Origin of the sequence: Haliovirga abyssi, from assembly GCF_030295325.1 — a bacterium.
GTDB lineage: Bacteria > Fusobacteriota > Fusobacteriia > Fusobacteriales > Haliovirgaceae > Haliovirga > Haliovirga abyssi.
This window is the reverse complement of sequence record NZ_AP027059.1, coordinates 789,968-804,792: the sequence shown is the minus strand read 5'-3', so window position 1 is coordinate 804,792 and position 14,825 is coordinate 789,968. Positions and strand designations below refer to the sequence as shown.

Below are 14,825 nucleotides of genomic sequence, written 5' to 3'. Positions count from 1 at the left end.
ACTAACTTCCTACAACTTTCCCTACTGCTTCTAATACTCTATTAGGTTGGAATGGTTTAACTATAAAATCTTTTGCGCCTGCTTGTATTGCATCTATAACCATTGCTTGTTGTCCCATTGCACTACACATTATTATTTTTGCAGTTCCATCCATTTTCATTATTTCTTTTACTGCAGTAATCCCATCCATTTCTGGCATAGTAATATCCATAGTAACTAAATCTGGTTTTGCCTCTTTAAATTTCGATACCGCTTGAGCACCATTTTCAGCTTCACCAACTATTTCATACCCTGCTTTTGATAAAATGTTTTTAATCATCATTCTCATAAACGCCGCATCATCAACAATCAATACTTTAGTTCCCATTTATAATACCTCCTTATTTTTATTGGACTTTATTTAATCTTTCCATTTTACTAACAATATCTATTACCCTAACTCCAAAACTTTCATCAATTACAACTACTTCTCCTTTTGCAATCAATTTCCCATTAACTAGTATATTTAGTGGCTCTCCTGCTAACTTATCTAATTCTACTATAGAACCTGGCCCTAAGTCAAGTATTTCTTTTATCTGCATTTTTGTTCTTCCCAATTCTACAGTAACTTGCAATGGAACATCCATTATCAAATCTATGTTTGAAGGCATTTCTTGCTGAATTGAATTTCCAAAAGATGCAAATTGTACTGGTTGTACATTTACAGGTTGTTGAAAGTTTTGATATCCTCCCATCATTTGTGGCTGTTGAGGCATTCCCATGTTTTGCATTTGTGGTTGTTGCCATCCCATATTCGGTGGCATTTGCATCCCCATATTTTGATTTATTTGTGGTTGTTGCATTTGTGGATTCTGTTGAATAGTTTGCTGTTGCATTTGTGGTTGTGGTTGTTGAGGCTCCTCTTCTTCCCCACTCATTTTATGCATTTCAGAAACCATTTCTCTTGCAAATTCTGCGCTTAAAATTTGATAAATATTAGTATCTATTAATCCTTCTATTTTCATATCAAATATTACAATTACAAATTCATTATTTTTATTAAAAAAATCTGTTTTTGAATTAATTTCATCTATATTACTTACTGATACTGAAGGTGGATTTATATCTATCTCTTTTTTAAACATCCCAGCTAATGAAGTTGCTGAACTTCCCATCATTTGATTCATCGATTCTACAACTGCACTTAAATATAAATCTTCTAATTTATCTGGCGGGTTACTACCATCGTTTCCCATCATCAAATCCCCTATTATAAGTGCGTTTTTACTTTCCATTATCAGCATATTTAATCCACTAAAACCACTTTTATATTCTATTTGAATAACTACTTTTTCTTCTCCAGCTAATTTAGATTTTAATTCCTCCAAATTCCAAACTTCTACTTTTGGAGTTGTTATTGAAACATTTTTCCCTAGTAACGTTGATAACGCTGTTGAAGATGATCCTAAAGAGATATTCCCAACCTCTCCTATAACATCTTTTTCATCTTGAGTTAAATGTATTTTTTTTTCAAAATTAGATTCTTTAGGCTCTGGTTCTGTTCCTGCAGAATCTCCCCCACCAAGCAAAGCATCTATCTCCTCCTGAGATAAAATTCCCTCCATGTTTAATCACTTCCTTCCTCTAAAACTTCTTTTATAGTTATCGCCATTTTTTTTCCTACTGTCCCTGGGGTAGCTTTAAATTTCAATTTATTACCCACAGATATATCCAAATTTTTATTTGCACTTTGATTTAATTTTAATACATCCCCTTGTTTTAGTTTCAATAAATCATTAAGAGAAACTATAGCTTTACCAAGATTAGCTATAAGTGGTACATTAACTTTATTCAATCTACTTTTTAAAGCTCCTAAATTCTCTTTTGTCATCTCTTTTCTTACAGATGAAAACCAATATTGTGCTGATAATTTAGAAACAATTGGATCTATCATTGGATAAGGAAGACATATATTCATCATCCCTTCCACACTTCCAATTTTCACTTCAAATGTTACAAGCACCACCATTTCGTTTGGCCCAACTACTTGTACAAATTGTGGATTTGATTCTATTTGTTCTATTCGTGGTGAAACTTCTATTATATTTGACCATGACTCTTTTAAATTATTTAATAATTTTAAAATAACTCTTTCTATAACAGTTAATTCAATATCAGTAAGTTCCCTTGACAGATCTATCATTTCTCCAGGTCCACCAAATAACCGATCTATTATTGTATATACTATATTGGGATTCATCTCTAATATAGCATTTCCCTCTAAACTACCAACATCAAATATCCCTAAAATAGTAAATTCTGGTATAGAACGAATAAATTCCTCATAAGTTATTTGGTCAACAGAAATAACTTGTATTTGAATAGCCGATCTAAGTTGAGCAGAAAGCATTGTAGTGTTTAATCTAGCAAAAGTTTCATGAATCATTTGAATTGTTCTCAGCTGATCCTTAGATAATTTATCTGGTCTTTTAAAGTCATAAACTTTTACTTTTTTTTCTTCTTCTATACTTTTTGCTTCTTCTAAATTTACTTCTCCAGTTGATATGGCTGACAACAGTGCGTCAATTTCGTCCTGCGATAATACTTCTGCCATATTTTATCACCACCTATTGTTTGTTTCTCAAAATAGTGTTTAGTTTTCTTCATATTTATATATATAATGTTCGAATCTCTCTACGAAATTATATATATAAATGTGACTTTTGAAAACTACTTTTTGAGAAATAAATCATTTATTGTTTGTTTCTCAAAACAGTATTTAGTTTTCTTCATATTTATATATATATTATTTAAATATTTCAAAAATCTTTTTACATTCTAATCTTCTATCTAACTCTCTATTGAATTATCCAACTTGTAAAATATACACCACTAATTTTACTTTTTTCTAAAACTTTATTCACTGCATTTATAATCTCTTTTTTTAAATTTTTCAAACTTGGATCTTGTGCCAAATCCATAATGCTTTTACTTCTCAAAATTGTTAAAACTCTATCTTGCAATATAACCAATTTTTCCGGAACCTCCAGTTGACCATTTTTCCCTTTGTCTTTTCCTGTTGGATCTATTTCAAATTGTATCTTGCAAACTAAATACCTTGTTTCTTTCTCATTTAAATTTACTGTAAATCCTCCAAAATCAACAATAGGTCCAGAAACATTTTTATCTTTATCTTTTTTTGAATCTTTTTTAGATTTTCCTCCACCTTCAATTTGAGCTGTAGAACTAGTTTTTATTGCTTTAGAAGCTACAAAATATGAAATACCTGCAGCTAAAATTATTATTACAACAGCTAATATCGCCACAATTAACGCTTTTGTTATAAAAGGCATCTCTTTTTTCTCTTCATCTGGCATACTATTTTCCTCCTTGTAAACTTCTTTTCAATAACTCTTCACTAACTATCTCATCTTTACTTTTCAATATAATTATATCAACTCTTCTATTTTTTTTTCTTCCTGAAACTGTATCATTAGTAGCTATAGGTCTTGTATCTCCATATCCAGAAGCTGAAATTCTCCCTTTTAACGAAGGAGATTTTTTCAATAAATTTCTTAAAACATTAGTTGCTCTTGTTGTTGAAAGCTCCCAGTTGCTCGGAAACTCATTGTTATGTATTGGAACATTATCAGTATGACCTTCCACTACTATATTATTTTCTAATCTCCCTATATATCCAGCTATCTTATCTAACATCACTTTTGATTCTTTTTTTAATTTTGCTTTTCCTATATCAAATAGAGCTCTATCTCCAAAACTAATTTTCAGCCCTCTTTCAGTTAATTTTATATCTGCAATATCTTTTAATTTTTTATTTTTTCCTGTTTTTTTATTTTCTTCATTTAATCTATCTTGTAATTCTTTTTGCAACTCTTTTGCCATTTTTGCAAATTTCATTTCAGTTCCTTTATTTTGTATCCTGCTGTCAGTTATTAGCTTTTCTGGGCTAACAGTCTTTCCACCTTTCATAACTCCTAATGCCCCTTGAAAAGCTTTCATCATAGTTTGAAATTTTTGAGAATCTAAAGATGAAAACGCAAACAATAATACAAAAAAACACATTAATAGGGTCATCATATCCCCATAAGTGTTCATGTACTCTGGCGCACCTTCTTTACATTCTGGACATTTTTTTTCACCCATGATTATTCCCCCTCTTTTGGTGCAACAGCTCCTCTTTCGCTACCTGATAAAAATGATTTTAATTTTTCTTCTAAAACTTTTGGATTATCTCCCGCTTGAATAGATAAAATCCCCTCTATTACCATTTGTTTACTAAGAACTTCTCTTGAATTATAATATCCCAACTTATTAGCTATTGGAGTAAAAACTACATTTGCTATAAAAGAACCATACAAAGTCGTAATTAATGCGATTGCCATTGATGGCCCTAATGAACCTGGATCACTTAAATTCCCTAACATAAGTATAAGTCCTATTAGCGTTCCTAGCATACCAAAAGCAGGCCCTAAACTAGCACCAGTATCCATCATTCCTTTCCCTACAGTATGCCTCTCATCCACAAACGAAACTTCTGTATCTAATATACTTTTTACCAATTCTGGATCTGTTCCATCTACTATTAACTGAATTCCTTTTTTCATAAATTCATCTTCTAATGACTCTACATCAGCTTCCAATGCTAAAAGTCCCTCTCTTCTTGCCTTTTCTGAAAAACTTACCAATGTAGTTATAACTATTCCAGTATCAGGCAAAGAATTAAAAAATGCATTTTTCATAATTCCACCAATTTTTAATATAACTGGCAATGGATATGACATTAAAAGTGCTCCGCCAGTTCCACCAACAACTATAGCTGCTGATTGTACATCTACAAATGGCCCTAAATTAAACCCCATCCCTATTAACATTAACATTAAAATAGCAACAAATCCAATGACTGTAGCTATATCCATATAAAAAACCTCCTATCTACATATCTTTGGAACGTTTAAAAAATAATGTTCTCATATTTTGTTATAAAAACGCTTAAAACATTGCGTATTTTAAAACAAAATGGAAATGTTATTTTTAAGCCATTCCTTTATATCAATATACTTCTTTTATAATTTACGACAAAATTAATAACTTCCTCTTTTTTTTCTTTAATTAAAATTTTTTTTCCTGTTGTTAAAGTTATCAAAGTTTCAGGAATCTCTTCTATTATTTCTATCAACTCAGCATTAACAACTATCTCCTTGCTATTTTTTCCTACTGTATTTAATATGATCATATTATATACCTCCATAATAAAAAAATAAGCTACGCTTCCTATGGTAAAACATAAATATTTTTCTAAATTTTTGGTTTCTGAAAAATTTCAACTTGAAAAATCGCATATTTCAAAAAAATTAGTGTAGCTTATTTTCTGAATAAATTTATATTTTACTATTAAATAAATTATATCATTAAACTAAAAAAAAATCTATACTTTTTAATATAGGCGAGGTTTTTATCCTCGCCTAATCATTTATCTTTTTAAACTTATCAAATCTTGTAATAATTGATCCGCTGTAGAAATAGTTTTAGAATTAGCTTGAAACCCTCTTTGAGCTATTATCATATCTGTAAATTCTTGAGCTAAATCAACATTTGACATCTCCAATTTTCCAGGTGCTAACGTTCCAGATGCTGAGGTCCCCGGCCTTACAACTTGAGCCTCTCCAGAATTTGATGTTTGTGTAAACATTGTACTCCCTATTTTTGCCAATCCTGCTGGATTAAAAAACTTTGCAATTGAAATTCTTCCTATTATTTGTTTATATTCATTTGAATATTCTCCTATTATATCTCCATTATCTGTAAATCTAAAATTTGATAACTCTCCCATTCCATATCCATCTTGTCCTGTAAATTTAACTCCATAATCTGAATGAAATTGATTTACTCCAATAAAATCAGGTTGAATACTTACTAATTCCGCACCTTCATCTGGCGGTAAAGCTCCTCCTGCATTCCCAGGATCAAAACTAAAACTTCCAGAATAAGCATTATTCATAATCTCTCCCTCTTCAGGAATCGATGTTAAAGTTATCTCATCAATTGTATTTCCATATTTATCTTTATCCGGTATTCCATTACCATCAGAATCTGTAGCTCCTCTATATTTTATAACTCCTCTATTATCCAAATAATAAGGAGCTGTTTTAGAAGAGGCATCTTCCCCTTCTAATAGATAATTAGCTTTTACAGAACTGTCTGTAGTAATTCCTAAAGCCGTTTGAGAAGGATAACTATTTATACTTGTTCCATCAGAATCTGTAATTGTTCCTAATTTTGTAGAATCTGCACTATCTGTTTCCGCAAATGTATACGCTCCTCTAAACTGTCCATATGAATCAAAAGTCATAAAACCTTTCCCATTATTTACGTCAAGTCCATCTCCTTCTGTAGCATTAAATTTCCACATATTTTCATCAATTTTAGTATATTCCATGCTTAACGCATGTGTAGCTCCTTCCGAATCATAAACAGTACTTGAATTAACTATCTTATTTGTGACAAATTTACTTGTAGAAGTATTTGCAGATTTTATTTTTTCTTTAAAAGTTATCTTTCCATTAGTAGGAACATCAATCAATACTTTTCCATTAGAATCATTTTTTATTTCAGCAGATGTTACACTTCCAGTTATATTCCCGTCTGCATCTAATGTCATATATCCACTTCCAGATATTGTAGGTGTCGATGTACTCCCAGCTGCATTACTAGCACTCCAATTCCATCTGTCATTATCGACATCATATGTAAACTTAATACTCACATCAACATCGCTAGTTCCTGTACCATTTCCATCTGCATCTACTGTAAGTCTTATGTCGCTAAGACCACCATCAGCATTTAAATTCCCAGCATAGCTTATAACAGATGTAGCTTTTGCAGGTAAAACTTCTCCTAATTTTATATCTAAATTTCCTATTGGAGCTCCTGCTGCTATTTCAGTTGTTCCATCACTTTTTTTAGTCGCTTGCCAACCTTGAACTTTCATTCCATTACTTGCCACAAGAAACCCATCTGAATCAAGCCCAAAATTTCCAGCTCTAGTATAATAAGTGTTTTTTCCTTCTCCAACCATAAACATCCCTTCACCATCAATACTTATATCAGAATCTCTTCCTGTTACCTGTGGAGATCCATTTGTAAAAATAGTATCAATACTCCCTACTTTAGCTCCTAATCCAACTTGAATAGGGTTTCTGCCTCCAAGTTCTCCACTTTGCGGAGCACTTGCATTTGATAACGTATTACTCATTAGATCTTGAAATGCCACTCTCGATCTTTTATATCCTACAGTATTTATATTCGCTATATTATTCCCTATTGTATCCATCATCACTTGATGATTTTTTAACCCTGTTACTCCTGAAAACAACGATGGCATCATTTTTTTCACCCTCCTAAATTTATTTATTACACCATATCAATCATTCAATGGCAAGAGGCTCCCTTTCGGTCCAGCCTAAATTATAAAATTATCATACTATCAATATTCGTAAAAACATTTTCTCTTAAATTTCTATCATCTACTACAGTTATAACCGTATTATTCTTAACACTAACTACAAAGGCATTATCATCCATTATAACCACAGAATCTTTCCCACCTTTATTTTTTAATTTTTCTATCCCATTTTTTATTTTATCTATTCCTTCATTCGTAATTTTTATATTGCGCATTTGTAGTCTTTTTTGTGCATGTGCGGAAAACTTTACAATATTCTCATTTAATAAATCTTTAAATTTAGAACTTTTATCTACTTGTTTTTTATTAGCTATCTCTTTATTTAAATCTTTTCGTAAATTATTTATATCGAAACCATAATTTTTTATGAACAAATTTGCCATTTTTAATCACCTGCCTATTTTGGCTATTTTACACTTGTAATATCTTGCATAGCAATGCTTTTATAACTCCCGTCTCCTAAATCTACTCTTAATATAGGATTTCCATCTTTAAAAGATGCTCCTACAACTTTACCTTGTATCTGATCATCTCCAGCCGAACCTTCTACTTCTTTTCCTAGAAATTGAGCACCTGCTGATATATTCGCTATTTTTTGGTTCGTACTCAAACTATTAAAAGATTCATTCAATGTTGTCATTTGCTCTAGCGAACTAAACTGTGCTAATTGTGCAATTGAATCTGTATTTGACATTGGGTTCAATGGATCTTGATTTTGCATTTGAGCTACTAACAATTTCATAAATGCATCTTTTCCTAGAGTTTGTGTATTATTTTTTATTTCCCTTGTATCCTTATACTGTTCTTGTGTTTTTACTGCTCCACTTATAGCATCCATAACTTTACCTCCTTCCTACGCTAAAATACTTATTCCTTCGTTTGTAATATAATCATATTTCGAGTTTACATCTATATTTTCGGAATTTATATCTATTTCTGAACTACTTATTTTATTTTTTTTCTTAAAAAAATCATTAACTTTCTCTTTTTTTCCATTTCTATTCTCTTGAAAATTTCCATTAGAAATAGTTACATTAATTTCTGCTCCTGAAAAGCCTTTATCATTCAAATTATTTCTCAAATTATTAAAATTATTTTCTAATATCTCTTTTACTTTTTGATTATCCACAACAAATTCTGCTTTCATTATATTATGTTCTATTCTTATTTTTATTTCTAACTCTCCTAATTCTTCTGGATGTAATTTTATCTTCATCTCTTTTGTTGAAGAATTAAAATTCATTTTTATTCCATTTTCAACCTGTTCTAATATATTTGTATAATTTAATTTTGTATTTTGTTGAATAACTTTTTTAGGCTCTGCTTTTATATTGTTATCTTTCATTATATTCGTATTATCTCTTGAAATAATATTATCTGTTTCTATTTTTTTTCTTTCTATCTTTTTAAAACCATATTTTTTTAATGTAACTTTTTTTATATCTGCATTAAAAACTTTTCTATCAAATTTTATTTTATTTGATCTGTTTTCTATTTTATCATCAGAAAATTTAACTTCCAAATCTTTTTCATTATTTATTTTTGGATTTTCCAATATTTTTTCTTTTAACACATTTAATTTATCTTCTTTAATTTCTCCATTCAAAAAACCATTATATGTTTCTTTTTTTTGTTTCAATTTATTGCCTTTATTATTGATATTATTTTTCAAAACAATCGATTCATTAGCTGTCCCTTTTATTACTTCTAAATTTTCTATAGCAATAGGCGACTCTTTTGATTTTTTCTCTGCTACTGATACATTGTTTTGTTTAAATCCCTCTTTTATCCCTTTTACATCTTCCAATATCTTTTCAGATGTTATTTCTTTTTGAACTGGTTTTTTCTTTTCAATTACTGTTTGTTCTAATTTCTTCTTTGTTTTTATCTCTTTTTCTTTTGGAATTAAGTCGCTTTTTAATTTTATTTCGTTTTTAACTGGTTTTTTCTTTTCAATTACTGTTTGTTCTGGTTTCTTTGTTGTTTTTATCTCTTTTTCTTTTGGAATTAAGTCGCTTTTTAATTTTATTTCGTTTTTAACTGGTTTTCTCTTTTCAATTACTGTTTGTTTTGGTTTCTTTGTTGTTTTTATCTCTTTTTCTTTTGGAATTAAGTCACTTTTTAATTTTATTTCATTTTTAACTGTTTTTTTCTTTTCAATTACTGCTTGTTCTGGTTTCTTTGTTGTTTTTATCTCTTTTTCTTTTGAAATTAAGTCACTTTTTAATTTTATTTCGTTTTTAACTGGTTTTCTCTTTTCAATTACTGTTTGTTTTGGTTTCTTTGTTGTTTTTATCTCTTTTTCTTTTGGAATTAAGTCACTTTTTAATTTTATTTCATTTTTAACTGGTTTTTTCTTTTCAATTACTGCTTGTTCTGGTTTCTTTGTTGTTTTTATCTCTTTTTCTTTTGGAATTAATTTGTTTTTTAATTTTATTTCTTTTTGAACTGGTTTTTTCTTTTCAATTACTGTTTGTTCTAATTTCTTCTTTGTTTTTATTTCTTTTTCTTTTGGAATTAAGCCACTTTTTAATTTCAGTTCGTTTTGAACTGGTTTTTTCTTTTCAATTACTGTTTGTTCTAATTTCTTCTTTGTTTTTATCTCTTTTTCTTTTGGAATTAAGCCGCTTTTTAATTTCAGTTCGTTTTGAACTGGTTTTTTATTTTCAATTACTGTTTGTTTTGATTTCTTTGCTGTTTTTATCTCTTTTTCTTTTGGAATTAAGTCACTTTTTAATTTTATTTCGTTTTGAACTGGTTTTTTCTTTTCAATTACTGTTTGTTTTGTTTTCTTCGTTGTTTTTATCTCTTTTTCTTTTGGAATTAAGCCGTTTTTTAATTTTATTTCTTTTTGATTCAAATCAATATTTTTTATTTGATCCTTTGATTTTTTGATTTTTTCTAGTTTTAATGCTCTTTTTAATTTTTGATCAATAGACAAATCTTCTCTTTCAATATTAACATTTTTGGCTTTTACCTTTGTTTCATTCTGTTTTTTTGATCTGGTTTTTTTCACTTTTAAATTACCATTTTTTACAGTTCCTTCTTTTCCTAACAAATCTCTTTTGTTCCCATCTTTTAATAGTTCCTCTGCCCCTATTTTAGACGTTTCTGAATTTAATAATTTTGATACTCTATTAACAAAATCTTCTTTCGAAATTTCTCCTTTTGTTAAACTGAAGATTACCCCTTTTAAATCCATTTCTGAATTTACATCTAATTTTTTCTCTCTTTTTTTTACTTTTTTTAATAATTCAGTTGTTTTTTTATCAATTGTTTTTCCTTCTTTTATATCTTTTTCAGCTAAATTAAAACTTTTTTTCTCTTTTTTCATATTTTCATTTAATATTTCTTTAAATTGTTTTAACTTAGATACAACTACTTCCTTGTTTTTCACACCTCCTTTTATACTGTTTTTCCCAATTTTAATTGGCAAAACATTTTGTGCTGCAATAGTTTTCTCCATTTTCCCACCTCCTCTTCACATTATTATCGACATTTTATAGATTTTATTAAGATAATTTAAAAAAGTTAACAACTTATTTCATAAGGAATGAAAAAAGGTTTTTAAGCCATACGACTTAAAAACCTTTTAAAAAATAATATTTTTATTTCATTAAAATTGTTCCAGTTTTAGCTGGTAATTTTATTTCTAAAATCCCATCAATATCTTCCACCATTTTCCCATTAATCAAATCTTTATATTTTCCATCTATTTTTAGCTTTAAAGTTTCTTCCTTAGAACTATTATTAACAACAACTATTGCTTTTTTCTTTTTATAGCTTCTAACATATGCTATTGAATCATTCGAATCATCACTCAAAATATATTTTAATTCTCCCAATCCAAATAAATCTACATTTTCATCTCTAATATTCATAAGTTTTTTATACCAATTATATATATCTTTATTTATTTTAACATTATATTTTATAACATTATTTGCCTCATCAATTTCAACATCTTTACTAAATTGTATGTTTTTCTTTTTATATTTTCCATACTCATCAGTTTCTTTTTCATACGGCATATAGTCTTTCCACAACATAGGCTTTCTATCCATAGGATCATCTGGTCCCCATATTCCAACTTCATCTCCATAGTATATCATAGGGGATCCTTCATATGTCATCTGTATTAATGATATTAATTTTAATTTATTTATTGCCATAGTATCGTAAAGATCAGGTCTTACAGCTCTATAACTTCTATTTTCATTTATTCTATTATTTCTATCATATTCTCTATTAGGATTTATTATCATTGAGAACAATCTATCTGTGTCATGAGAATCCATTAAATTTTGCATACCTCTAGCAGTAGAATCTGCATATCCTAAAAATAGAGTATTTTCAGATGCTTTAAATTCAGATGCTTTTAATTTATTTCTTTTACCTGTATCAACTACATAGTTTAATAAATACTTCGCAAATTCATAATTCATCACAGCATCAAATTTTTTACCATATACATGGTCTCTTGCTTGACCCCATATCTCTGCAGACGTATATACATCACTCTTAACTTCTCTAATAGCTTTTTTCCATCTTAACCAAAAACTTTGATCTTCTATATCTAACGGTACATCTAATCTAAATCCATCTATTCCATCATCATTCTTAAAATCTGAAGATACTTTTCCATCTGGACCTAACAACCATTTTTTACTAATATTTATAATATGTTTTCCAACTTCTTTATTAAAATGATCTAATTTAGGTAACGATCTAAATCCCCACCAAGAATTATAATTAACATTATCTTTATTCCATAAATAAATTTCCCATTTTTCTTTTGGCGTTGCATTTTTAGGAGTTGCTACCCAACGAGTTCTATATTTTATATTATCTTTTTCATAAACTCCAATTTTAGATTTTCCATTATATTTTACACCTGGATTCCATTTTTCAACATTTTCTTTTGTATATTCTTTCACTTTTGACCAATCTGTAAATTTATACCAACTGGCATATTTTGATGTAGGCCCCTCTATTATAGCTTGAGTAAATGCCCAGAATTCATTTCCAGTATGATTAAATACTCCATCAAAAATTACTCTCATTCCTCTTTTATGAGCTTCTTTTATCATTTTTGCTGCTATAATATCGGACTCTGTCCAAACCCATGTTGATGGATCACTTGTTTCTCCTAATCCATTTTTACCAGTTTTTATATCATAACTCAATAATTTATATTCACTATTGCCTTTTTTGTTACTTAATTTTGCTCCGTATTTATTATCCTTATTAACTTCTATTCCATATTTTTCTCCTGTTTCTTCTATAACTCCAAATGATGGAGCAATATGTCTAAAATCAGCTGCATCATATTTATGGTCTGACTCTGCATAAAAGACTGGATTAAACCATATAGCTGTTACTCCTAAAGATTTCAAATAATCTAATTTTTCTATTACACCTTGTAAATCTCCACCATAATGTCTTGTATTCCCATGATCCCAATCATATTTTTCTCTTCCTTTAACTTCCCATGGTTCATCACTATTCCAATTAGATGTCCATTTGTTTATAGTAAATTGTCCTGCATTCCACCCATCAGCTCTCGAATTCCATCTCTCTTCTGGAATCAAAGATGCTTTTGCAGTCCCATCAGATAACTCACCTGTTGGTTTTTCAAAACTTTGTGGTCCATACTCATTATAAATAGGGTCATTATCTGGATTACCATTTCTAAATCTATCCGCAAATATTTGATACCAAACAACTTTTTTTGCCCATTCTGGCATTGCTGGAACCATATCTTTATTTAAATGATATTTAAAATTAGTAACTTTATCTTTAGAATTTCCACTTTTTTTGCCATAATAATAAGTTTCATTTCCATCAATTAATTTAAAATAATAACTTATATCAGGTGAATCTAGATCTATATTTACATAATAATGCTCATACATTCCGGCTGCACCTAAAGTTGTCATTTCCTTTTCTTTATTTCCATAAACTATACTTACTTTTTCTACGTCATTCGATCTAGATTTTAACATTATTCTAATATTTTTTTCATTATTCACTACAACAAAATCATTATTAGGCTTATGTTCTAATCTTCTTATAAAAATATAAGAATCCCCTTTTGCAGGCCTAGATGGTCTTTTTGCTATTTTTGTGATTTTTTTCTCTTTTTTAACCGTAAAATTACAACCTGCTATTAAAAAACTAATTGTTGCCATTACTAAAATAATTTTTTTCACAATTCCCTCCCTAGTTTTAATTTAATTAAAAAAAACGGCGTAGCTTATTTTCTGAATAAATTTATACTTTCCTAACAAATAACATTCCAAAAACAAAGCCCGCAATATGCGAGCTTTATTTTCATTTTATTAAAATCATTTTTTTATTTTACTAAATCTACAGTTGGATATTCGCTTGTTCCTTCATCTGATTTATAATCAGCAAGTTTTGAATTATCTCCTAAAATATCCATTACATTAGGATCTCCAAAATAATCAGAACCTCCACCAAATCTATATTGTGCAGCATATTCATTTACTACTCTATTATATGTATCTTCTTTTGAAGGATATCCTTCTGCACCTAATACAAATGCTTGAACTCCATTTAATTTAGATAAATCTCCTATTTTATCTTTTGATATTTTTGCTGTTAATGTATCCCCTTCTATTGATATTTCATCAGGAATTAACACATCATCAACTAAATTTTCTGGATCTGATACATCATCAGCTACATCACTGTTTTTATCATCTATTTCTTTTCTCATTCTTGTTGGTTTATCAGGCCCAACCATAACAGCTACGTCCCATCCTTCAGCTATTTTTACATGTCTTCCTGAAATAGTTTGGTGATGTTTTCCTGTCCCTAAGTTGAAATATACGTCAAACATTTGTACATCCCATCCACCAGCACTTTTCCAATCATTTTTAAAATCTGTTGCTATTTTTAAAGAAATGGCATATGAATCCCCTGCATCTTTAACTGTTACTCCTAACAAATCAAATGCTCCTGGAACAAACACCTTATCTGTAGGATATACATATGTTCCTGCTCCCGTATCATCCCCTGCTACATCTTCTTTTGAAAATAACACTGCTGATTTTGCTGCTTTAACTACTTTAGTCCCTCCAGCAGGTGATGCAGTTTTTCCGCAACCTCCAGCTAATAAAATTCCAGCTACCAAAGTAGACACTACTAATAATCTTTTCATTACTTAACTACCTCCTCTTTTTGAAATATATGTACTAATTCAGTTCTATACTTTCTACTATGAAATTATAACCTATTTTTTTACATTTGTCAATTTTTTTTTGAGAAAAACTCCAAAAAAGTCACTACACTTCGCAATCAAAGCGTTAGGCCCTTAAATAGAACATACCATGAAAAA

At 29.2% G+C, this 14,825-nt stretch carries 13 protein-coding genes; all 13 read right to left on the bottom strand.

The features are described 5' to 3' along the window. Position 1 precedes the first annotated feature (1 nt). Positions 2-367 (bottom strand): response regulator, encoded by a 366-nt coding sequence (locus RDY08_RS03565; protein ID WP_307905053.1) that lies wholly within the window; start codon positions 365-367, stop codon positions 2-4. Between the two features lie 19 nt (positions 368-386). After that, positions 387-1,604, bottom strand: coding sequence for a flagellar motor switch phosphatase FliY (fliY, locus tag RDY08_RS03560; RefSeq protein WP_307905052.1), 1,218 nt, complete (start codon positions 1,602-1,604; stop codon positions 387-389). Between the two features lie 2 nt (positions 1,605-1,606). After that, the gene (gene fliM / locus RDY08_RS03555) at positions 1,607-2,593 is read right to left on the bottom strand and encodes a flagellar motor switch protein FliM (protein ID WP_307905051.1); all 987 of its coding nucleotides are present in this window, start codon (positions 2,591-2,593) and stop codon (positions 1,607-1,609) included. Positions 2,594-2,837: 244 nt separating this feature from the next. Continuing rightward, the gene (locus RDY08_RS03550) at positions 2,838-3,356 is read right to left on the bottom strand and encodes a flagellar basal body-associated FliL family protein (RefSeq protein WP_307905050.1); all 519 of its coding nucleotides are present in this window, start codon (positions 3,354-3,356) and stop codon (positions 2,838-2,840) included. A 1-nt stretch (position 3,357) separates the two neighbouring features. Continuing rightward, entirely contained in the window at positions 3,358-4,143 is a 786-nt protein-coding gene (locus tag RDY08_RS03545) for an OmpA/MotB family protein (RefSeq protein ID WP_307905049.1), read from the bottom strand. Between the two features lie 2 nt (positions 4,144-4,145). Further along, positions 4,146-4,916, bottom strand: coding sequence for a motility protein A (locus RDY08_RS03540; RefSeq protein WP_307905048.1), 771 nt, complete (start codon positions 4,914-4,916; stop codon positions 4,146-4,148). Positions 4,917-5,044: 128 nt separating this feature from the next. Further along, positions 5,045-5,233 (bottom strand): flagellar FlbD family protein, encoded by a 189-nt coding sequence (locus tag RDY08_RS03535; protein ID WP_307905047.1) that lies wholly within the window; start codon positions 5,231-5,233, stop codon positions 5,045-5,047. 237 nt (positions 5,234-5,470) lie between these two features. Then, complete coding sequence (locus RDY08_RS03530) at positions 5,471-7,384, bottom strand: flagellar hook protein FlgE (RefSeq protein ID WP_307905046.1); 1,914 nt, start codon at positions 7,382-7,384, stop codon at positions 5,471-5,473. Between the two features lie 80 nt (positions 7,385-7,464). Then, positions 7,465-7,845, bottom strand: coding sequence for a TIGR02530 family flagellar biosynthesis protein (locus RDY08_RS03525; protein WP_307905045.1), 381 nt, complete (start codon positions 7,843-7,845; stop codon positions 7,465-7,467). A 23-nt stretch (positions 7,846-7,868) separates the two neighbouring features. Then, positions 7,869-8,300, bottom strand: coding sequence for a flagellar hook capping FlgD N-terminal domain-containing protein (locus tag RDY08_RS03520; RefSeq protein ID WP_307905044.1), 432 nt, complete (start codon positions 8,298-8,300; stop codon positions 7,869-7,871). Between the two features lie 15 nt (positions 8,301-8,315). After that, positions 8,316-10,928, bottom strand: coding sequence for a flagellar hook-length control protein FliK (locus RDY08_RS03515; RefSeq protein WP_307905043.1), 2,613 nt, complete (start codon positions 10,926-10,928; stop codon positions 8,316-8,318). Positions 10,929-11,070: 142 nt separating this feature from the next. Next, positions 11,071-13,674, bottom strand: coding sequence for an alpha amylase N-terminal ig-like domain-containing protein (locus tag RDY08_RS03510; RefSeq protein ID WP_307905042.1), 2,604 nt, complete (start codon positions 13,672-13,674; stop codon positions 11,071-11,073). Between the two features lie 143 nt (positions 13,675-13,817). Then, the gene (locus tag RDY08_RS03505; RefSeq protein ID WP_307905041.1) at positions 13,818-14,648 is read right to left on the bottom strand and encodes a glucodextranase DOMON-like domain-containing protein; all 831 of its coding nucleotides are present in this window, start codon (positions 14,646-14,648) and stop codon (positions 13,818-13,820) included. Between the last annotated feature and the right edge of the window lie 177 nt (positions 14,649-14,825).

Coding starts and splice junctions, on each gene's coding strand:
- fliM (WP_307905051.1), bottom strand. CDS start 2,593: ATGGCAGAAGTATTATCGCAGGACGAAATTGACGCACTGTTGTCAGCC.
- RDY08_RS03520 (WP_307905044.1), bottom strand. CDS start 8,300: ATGGATGCTATAAGTGGAGCAGTAAAAACACAAGAACAGTATAAGGAT.
- RDY08_RS03545 (WP_307905049.1), bottom strand. CDS start 4,143: ATGGGTGAAAAAAAATGTCCAGAATGTAAAGAAGGTGCGCCAGAGTAC.
- RDY08_RS03530 (WP_307905046.1), bottom strand. CDS start 7,384: ATGATGCCATCGTTGTTTTCAGGAGTAACAGGGTTAAAAAATCATCAA.
- RDY08_RS03540 (WP_307905048.1), bottom strand. CDS start 4,916: ATGGATATAGCTACAGTCATTGGATTTGTTGCTATTTTAATGTTAATG.
- fliY (WP_307905052.1), bottom strand. CDS start 1,604: ATGGAGGGAATTTTATCTCAGGAGGAGATAGATGCTTTGCTTGGTGGG.
- RDY08_RS03565 (WP_307905053.1), bottom strand. CDS start 367: ATGGGAACTAAAGTATTGATTGTTGATGATGCGGCGTTTATGAGAATG.
- RDY08_RS03535 (WP_307905047.1), bottom strand. CDS start 5,233: ATGATCATATTAAATACAGTAGGAAAAAATAGCAAGGAGATAGTTGTT.
- RDY08_RS03505 (WP_307905041.1), bottom strand. CDS start 14,648: ATGAAAAGATTATTAGTAGTGTCTACTTTGGTAGCTGGAATTTTATTA.
- RDY08_RS03515 (WP_307905043.1), bottom strand. CDS start 10,928: ATGGAGAAAACTATTGCAGCACAAAATGTTTTGCCAATTAAAATTGGG.
- RDY08_RS03550 (WP_307905050.1), bottom strand. CDS start 3,356: ATGCCAGATGAAGAGAAAAAAGAGATGCCTTTTATAACAAAAGCGTTA.
- RDY08_RS03525 (WP_307905045.1), bottom strand. CDS start 7,845: ATGGCAAATTTGTTCATAAAAAATTATGGTTTCGATATAAATAATTTA.